Genomic DNA, 6,251 nt, shown 5'->3' with positions numbered 1-6,251 from the left:
TGGCCGACGCAGATGGTGCTCACGTCGGGGCGGATGAACTGCATGGTGTCGTAGATCGCCATGCCGGACGTGACGATGCCACCCGGCGAGTTGATGTACAGGCTGATGTCCTTCTCGGGGTTGTCGGCTTCGAGGAACAGCAGCTGGGCGACGATGACGTTGGCCATGTAGTCGTCGATGGGACCGACCAGGAAGATGACGCGTTCCTTGAGCAGTCGCGAGTAGATGTCGTAAGCGCGTTCACCGCGGCTGGTCTGTTCGACCACCATCGGCACCAGGTTCAAGCCCTTGATCGGATCCATTCGCGATTCCTCCTTGGTGACCGCCTCAGGCGGCCGGACGCATCAGTTCGGTGAAGCTGATGCTCTTTTCGGTGGCCTTGGCGCGCTCGGCGATCCAGTCGATCACCTGCTCTTCCATGACGCGGTTGCGCAGGCCCGACATCAGGTTGGCGTCGTTGCGGTACAGGTCGACCACCTGCGCCGGGTCCTCGTAGGTCGAGGCGATCAGCTGCAGGGTTTCGGTCAGGCGCTTGTTGTCGAGCGTGAGCTTGTTCTGGCGGGCGATTTCACCCACCAGCAGGCCGGCGGCGACACGCTTGTGGGCGGCGTCCTTGAACTGCGCGGCTTCGAAGGTGGCGTTGGCCTGGCCCTGCTGGCGCGCCTGCTGCTGCGCGGCGGCGGCCATGTTGCGGGCTTCGGCCTCGACCAGGCGCGGCGGCAGTTCGACGTCGGCGTAGGCCGCGACGAGCTTGCTGGCCACTTCGGTGCGCAGGCGCTGCATCAGGTTGCCCTTGAGCTCGCGCTCGAGGTTGGCGCGCACTTCCTTGCGGAAGGTTTCCAGCTTGCCGCCCTTGATGCCGAAGCTCTTGATGAAGGCTTCGTCGACCTCGGGCAGCTTCGGCGCCGAGACCTTGATGGCCTTGACGGCGACCTTGGCGGCCTTGCCGGCGAGGTCGGCGTTACGCCAGTTCTCCGGGAAGGTGACTTCGAACTCGGCTTCGTCGCCGGCCTTCATGCCGGCCAGGCGCTGTTCGAGTTCCGGGTACATCACGTTCGAGTCGACCGGCTCCCAGCTGCGGCGCTGCTGGCGAAGGGTTTCGATCATCGTGTCGATGTCGGACTCTTCGATGGTGGCGCTGACGCGCTCGATCTCGAGCTTGGCCGGATCGATCTCGCCGAATTCGGGGACCACTTCGAAGGTGGCGGTGTAGCGGATCTCGCCGCCCTCGCCTTCCGGTTCGGCCTTGATTTCCGGGTTGCCGGCAACCTGCAGCTTCTCCTGGCGGATGGCCTCGCCGAGGCTTTCGCGCACCAGGTCACCGTAGGCCTCGGAGCGGACCTGCGGGCCGAAGCGCTGCTCGATCACCTTGGTCGGGACCTTGCCCTTGCGGAAGCCCTTGATGTTGGCCGTGCGCGCGATCTCGCGCAGACGGTTGCCGACGGCGCCCTCGAGACGGTCGGCCGGCAGGCTGACGGTGAGGCGACGTTCCAGGTTGGCGGTATTCTCAAGCGAGACTTGCATGTTCACTCCTGCGACGCGCCTTTGGATTGGGCGCGAAAATGAAAAAACCCGCGGAGCTTCGGCTCGTCCCCGCGCCTCCGTTGCCGGATGGTGCGAAAGGAGAGACTCGAACTCTCACGGGTTGCCCCACTGGAACCTAAATCCAGCGCGTCTACCAGTTTCGCCACTTTCGCAACGCCGCGCGGGATCGATTCTTGGGGAAGATGGTGGGCCGTGTAGGATTCGAACCTACGACCTATTGATTAAGAGTCAACTGCTCTACCAACTGAGCTAACGGCCCGTTATCTTCCCGCCGAAGCGGCTGCGACGCGACATTATGCCGCGCTTGGAACTGGGGTGGAAGACGGGACTCGAACCCGCGACCCTCGGAATCACAATCCGATGCTCTAACCAACTGAGCTACATCCACCAATGTAAAACAACCCTGCCTTCGCCACCTTGCCCACCTGGCGCGCCCGGCAGGACTCGAACCTGCAACCGCCGGCTTAGAAGGCCGGTGCTCTATCCGGTTGAGCTACGGGCGCCTGGCCGGGATGATACCGGTCTGGTGCACGCCGCATCCATGCGGATCGCAGGTCCGGGGCAGAACGGCCTGGTCGGGGCAGAGGGATTCGAACCCACGACATCCAGCTCCCAAAGCTGGCGCTCTACCAGGCTGAGCTATACCCCGGCGGTGAAGCCCGACGCCCGGACCGGCACGCCTCAAGGAGTCTCACTGTACGGCCGGCGGGGAATACGACGCAATGCGCCGCGCCCCCCGTCGTCCGATGAAAAAGGGTGCCGAAGCACCCTGTTTCGAATAGTGGCGCGCCCGGAGAGATTCGAACTCCCGACCACCAAGTTCGTAGCCTGGTGCTCTATCCAGCTGAGCTACGGGCGCGCAGAAGCGAAATTATGGGGCACTACAGCGAAACCGTCAATACTTTCGTAACAACTTTTTCGCAGCACCAAGCTGCCACCACCTGTTGCCGGGGCGAAAAAATCGCCGCCCTTGGGCGGCGATCCATCGACCTGGCGGAGTGAGAGGGATTCGAACCCTCGATAAGGCTTTTGACCCTATACTCCCTTAGCAGGGGAGCCCCTTCAGCCACTCGGGCATCACTCCGGAAACAGTCCCCGGATCCGCCTTTCGGGCGAATCCGGCCGCATAGGATAGCCCTTCAGCCCGGCTTAGGTAAACCCGCATCGGCGTCGCCCGGTCCGGAGCCCGGCACGTCGTCCTTCTGGATGCGCTGGAAAATTTCTTCGCGGTGCACGGCAACGTCCTTCGGCGCGGTAATGCCGATCCGGACCTGGTTGCCTTTGACGCCCAGCACCGTCACGGTGACCGAGTCGCCGATCATCAGGGTCTCTCCCACCCTTCGCGTCAGAATCAGCATCCCCTTCCCTCCCGATACGTCCCTGCACCGGCCCGCATGGTGCGTGACCCGCGGTTCCCCGGCCGCGCACGACGCGCGACACTCCCCGGAGGATAGTTCTCCGCCGCCCGGGGCGCAACGAAGGCCCGGGCAGGCGTGATCAGCTACCCAGTTTCTGGGCGACCCAGGCCGGCACGTCGGCCAGCGCCGCAAGCAGCTCCGGGCCGTCGCTGCCGCCGCCCTGGGCCATGTCGGGGCGGCCACCGCCCTTGCCACCGATGCGGCCGGCAACGTGTGAAAGCAGCTCGCCCGCCTTCACCTTGCCCAGCGCGCCGCCCTGCACGCCCGCCACCAGCGACGCCTTGCCGTCCTGGGCCGAGGCCAGCAGGATCACCGCGTCGCCCAGGCGCGACTTGAGCTGGTCCACCGCGTCGCGCAGGGACTTGGCGTCCAGGCCTTCCAGGCGCGCGGCGACGATCTTCACGCCGGCCACTTCTGGCGCCGAAGCGGCCAGGTCGGCGGTGGCGCCGGCGGCGGCCCTGGCCTTGATCGATTCGAGTTCGCGCTCGAGTTTCTTCTGGCGCTCGAGCAGCTGCGCGAGTTTGTCGAGCACGTCGCGCGGGCTGCCGCCAAGCAGCCCGGCAACCTGGGCCAGGCGGCGCTCCTCTTCGGCGATGTGCGCCAGCGCACCTTCACCGGTGACGGCTTCGATGCGGCGCACGCCGGCGGCGACGCCGCCTTCGCTGATGATCTTGAAAAGGCCGATGTCGCCAGTGTGGTGCACGTGGGTGCCACCACACAGTTCGGTGGAAAAATCGCCCATGCGCAGCACGCGTACGCGTTCGCCGTATTTTTCGCCGAACAGGGCCATGGCGCCGAAGTCCATGGCTTCCTGCATGCCCATCTGGTGGATCTCGGCTTCGGCGTTGCCGCGGATCTGTTCGTTGACCATCGCTTCGATGCGCGCGAGCTCTTCGGGCGTGATCGCCTGGAAGTGCGCGAAGTCGAAGCGCAGGCGGTCGGGCGCAACCAGCGAACCCTTCTGGGTGACGTGTTCGCCCAGCACCTTGCGCAGCGCGGCGTGCAGCAAGTGGGTGGCCGAGTGGTTGAGCACCGTGGCCTGGCGGCGGGCCGGATCGACGCGCGCGGACACCAGGTCGCCACGCTTGAGAGAGCCGGCGAGCAGCTTGCCGACGTGGCCGTGGAAAACACCGGAAAGCTTCAGGGTGTCGGCCACTTCAAAGCGGGTACCGCGCGAATCGAGCAGCGTGCCGGTGTCACCGACCTGGCCACCGGACTCGGCGTAGAAAGGCGTGCCGTCGAGCAGCACCACGGCCTCGTCGCCGGCGGCGATTTCTTCGACCGGCTTGCCGTCGCGCACCAGCGCGACCACCCGGCAGCCATCGGCTTCGAGCTCTTCGTAACCGCGGAACTCGCTGGGCTTGAGGCCCGAAACCAGCTCGGCCGGCAGGGCCACGCCGCCGGCGAACTTGCTGGCGGCGCGGGCGCGGTCGCGCTGCTGGTCCATCAGCGTGTCGTATTCGTCCAGCGCACCGTCCGCCAGGGCCCAGCCTTTGTCGGCGTTCTCGCGCAGCAGGTCGGCGATCAGGTCGGGCGGGCAGCCATAGGTGTCGTGCAGCTGGAACAGCTGGTCACCACGGATGCGGTTGCCCGAAGCCGCCAGGTAGTCCTGCAGGCGGGTCATGCCGGCGTCGAGCGTCTGTGCGAACGCGGCTTCCTCGCCCTTCAGGGCCTGCTCGACCAGCTTTTGCTTGGCAACCAGCTCCGGATAGGCCTCGCCCATCACCTCGACCAGCGGCTGCACCATGCGCCAGAACTTGCCCTCGGGCGCCAGACCGTCGAGCTTCCAGAAGTGGCGGATGGCGCGGCGGATGATCCGGCGCAGCACGTACCCCCGGCCTTCGTTGGCCGGCAGCACGCCGTCCACGACCAGGAAGCTGCACGCGCGCACGTGGTCGGCGATGACGCGCAGCGACTTGTTCTCCAGGTCGTCCTGCTTGCCGGTCAGCGCGGCGGCGGCCTTGATCAGGTGCTGGAACAGGTCGATTTCGTAGTTGCTGTGCACGTGCTGCAGCACTGCCGCGAGACGTTCCAGGCCCATGCCGGTGTCCACGCAGGGCGCGGGCAACGGCAGCAGCGTGCCATCGGCCTGGCGGTCGAACTGCATGAAGACGTTGTTCCAGATCTCGATGAAACGGTCGCCGTCTTCGTCCGGGCTGCCCGGCGGGCCACCGGCGATGTGCTCGCCGTGGTCGTAGAAGATTTCGCTGCAGGGGCCGCAGGGGCCGGTGTCGGCCATCTGCCAGAAGTTGTCGCTGGCGAAGGGCGCGCCCTTGTTGTCGCCGATGCGGATGATGCGATCGGCCGGCAGCCCGACCTCCTTGTGCCAGATGTCGAAGGCTTCGTCATCGGTGTGGTAGATCGTGACCAGCAGGCGCTCCTTCGGGAGCTTCCACACTTCGGTCAGCAGTTCCCATGCCCAGGTGATGGCTTCGCGCTTGAAGTAGTCGCCGAAGCTGAAGTTGCCCAGCATTTCGAAGAAGGTGTGGTGGCGGGCGGTGTAGCCGACCTGGTCGAGGTCGTTGTGCTTGCCGCCGGCGCGCACGCAGCGCTGCGAGGACACCGCCCGCGTGTAGCTGCGCTTCTCGGCGCCCAGGAACACGTCCTTGAACTGCACCATGCCGGCATTGGTGAACAACAGGGTCGGGTCGTTGCCGGGCACGAGCGGACTCGAGGGCACGACCTGGTGGCCCTTGGATTTGAAGAAGTCGAGGAAATCCTGGCGGATCTGGTGGCTGGTCTTGGTCATGGGCTGGCTGGCAGTAAGTCGGGGGCCACGCCTGGAAGGTGCGGCCAGACCCACAAGATTACCAGCCCGGGGCGCGCAGCCGGACCCACCCTGCCCCGGTGAACCGCTTAAAACCCGTCTTCGTCTTCATCCCTGGCCCGACCGCGAACGGCCGCCCAGGCGCTGTCCTGGTCGAAACCCCGGCGCAGCAGGAATTCGACCGCCTTGCGGCGGCGGTCGGGATCGGCCAGCACGCTGGCCGTCCAGCGCCGTTCGACCTGGCGCCGGGCGGATGCCGGCCAGTCGGCCTCGCAGGCGTCCAGGGCTAGTTGGATGGCGTCTTCGCCCAGGCCATGGCCGGCCAGTTCCACCCGGATGCGGACCGGGCCGTAACCAGAACTGGCCCGGTCGCGGGCGAAGCTGGCGGCGAAGCGGCTGTCGTCCTGGTAGCCCTGCTCGGCCAGGCGCTCCACGGCGGCATCGGCCTCGGCTGGCTCGACGCCGCGCTGCGCCAGTTTGCGGGACAGGTCGCGGCGGGAGTGCTCGCGCCGAACCAGGAG

5 protein-coding genes and 7 tRNA genes are annotated in these 6,251 nt (G+C 66.3%); all 12 read right to left on the bottom strand.

Annotated features, from left to right (window positions below; translation table 11 throughout):
* Positions 1-302, bottom strand: a 302-nt coding sequence (locus AACZ35_RS11295) for an ATP-dependent Clp protease proteolytic subunit (RefSeq protein WP_339829288.1), incomplete at its 3' end; no start/stop codon positions are given.
* Between the two features lie 25 nt (positions 303-327).
* Positions 328-1,524 carry a trigger factor gene (tig, locus tag AACZ35_RS11290; RefSeq protein WP_339829285.1) on the bottom strand — a complete coding sequence of 399 codons (1,197 nt, stop codon included), beginning with the start codon at positions 1,522-1,524 and terminating at the stop codon, positions 328-330.
* 88 nt (positions 1,525-1,612) lie between these two features.
* Positions 1,613-1,697: transfer RNA gene (locus AACZ35_RS11285), tRNA-Leu, on the bottom strand.
* Positions 1,698-1,728: 31 nt separating this feature from the next.
* Positions 1,729-1,804, bottom strand: a tRNA-Lys gene (locus AACZ35_RS11280).
* Positions 1,805-1,856: 52 nt separating this feature from the next.
* Positions 1,857-1,933, bottom strand: a tRNA-His gene (locus AACZ35_RS11275).
* A 38-nt stretch (positions 1,934-1,971) separates the two neighbouring features.
* Positions 1,972-2,048: transfer RNA gene (locus AACZ35_RS11270), tRNA-Arg, on the bottom strand.
* 69 nt (positions 2,049-2,117) lie between these two features.
* Positions 2,118-2,194 (bottom strand) — tRNA-Pro (locus AACZ35_RS11265).
* Between the two features lie 133 nt (positions 2,195-2,327).
* Positions 2,328-2,404: transfer RNA gene (locus tag AACZ35_RS11260), tRNA-Arg, on the bottom strand.
* 132 nt (positions 2,405-2,536) lie between these two features.
* Positions 2,537-2,629: transfer RNA gene (locus AACZ35_RS11255), tRNA-Ser, on the bottom strand.
* A 55-nt stretch (positions 2,630-2,684) separates the two neighbouring features.
* Positions 2,685-2,903 carry a carbon storage regulator CsrA gene (csrA, locus tag AACZ35_RS11250; RefSeq protein WP_339829283.1) on the bottom strand — a complete coding sequence of 73 codons (219 nt, stop codon included), beginning with the start codon at positions 2,901-2,903 and terminating at the stop codon, positions 2,685-2,687.
* Between the two features lie 139 nt (positions 2,904-3,042).
* Entirely contained in the window at positions 3,043-5,712 is a 2,670-nt protein-coding gene (gene alaS / locus AACZ35_RS11245) for an alanine--tRNA ligase (protein WP_339829281.1), read from the bottom strand.
* A 107-nt stretch (positions 5,713-5,819) separates the two neighbouring features.
* The coding region (locus AACZ35_RS11240; RefSeq protein WP_339829278.1) for a regulatory protein RecX at positions 5,820-6,251 on the bottom strand (432 nt) is incomplete at its 5' end.

It is taken from the genome of uncultured Arenimonas sp. (assembly GCF_963976025.1).
Classification (GTDB): Bacteria; Pseudomonadota; Gammaproteobacteria; order Xanthomonadales; family Xanthomonadaceae; genus Arenimonas.
Note: the sequence above shows the minus strand (reverse complement) of the source record. Positions and strands in the feature narration are given on the sequence as shown.

Bases quoted from the DNA above. Each gene is read 5' to 3' on its own strand.
- tig (WP_339829285.1), bottom strand. From the start codon at position 1,524: ATGCAAGTCTCGCTTGAGAATACCGCCAACCTGGAACGTCGCCTCACC.
- csrA (WP_339829283.1), bottom strand. From the start codon at position 2,903: ATGCTGATTCTGACGCGAAGGGTGGGAGAGACCCTGATGATCGGCGAC.
- alaS (WP_339829281.1), bottom strand. From the start codon at position 5,712: ATGACCAAGACCAGCCACCAGATCCGCCAGGATTTCCTCGACTTCTTC.